Below are 619 nucleotides of genomic sequence, written 5' to 3' on the forward strand. Positions count from 1 at the left end.
ATCCGGCATCATATTATATGACCTTTGTGCCCGTACAATTTAGCTTGTCAGATATTTTGTTGCTCAACTTTGGTACGCTGGTAATCTGCCTGCTGGTGCTGATTATACCCTCTATGCTGGTGAGCAAAATTTCGCCGGTAAAAGCGATAAGATTTAAATAGTTGTTAATTAATGCGATAGCTTACGCCTAAGCGTATTAACCGGCTGTGTGCCGAAAAACTTCCTGCCTCACCCTGATTTGAATTACTTGTGCTAACCAGGCCCGACAAATAATTGGTGAGGCCATATGCGTAACCGGCATTTAAACCAAATTTACCGTATGTTGCAACTACCCCTAAGCGTAAACGTACATCAGTTGGCGATTTTGATCTTTCATAATCAACAGCGTACACCTTGCCGTCGTTATCTTTAACCTTGCCCTTATCCTGGGTTTTTAGCATAAAACCAATATCCATCCCCGGTAAAATATCAAGTTTAACCTTTTTTAATTGCAAACGATAACCAATATAAGGATTAAGGTTGATAGCCTGATTTTGCAGGTTGGTATTCCCTTTTACGGGGAAGCTTGGATCATTAGAGGTAATATCAAAAATAACGCCGTTGTAGTAAACAATAGGGG

General features: G+C 40.4%; 1 protein-coding gene. It reads right to left on the reverse strand.

Features of this window, described 5'->3' with window-relative positions; translation table 11 throughout:
• Window positions 1-164: 164 nt before the first annotated feature.
• On the reverse strand, window positions 165-619 hold a 455-nt coding region (locus tag AC1DPZ_RS28660; RefSeq protein WP_477409938.1), incomplete at its 5' end, for a hypothetical protein.

The organism is Mucilaginibacter sp. P4_G9 (assembly GCF_056400985.1).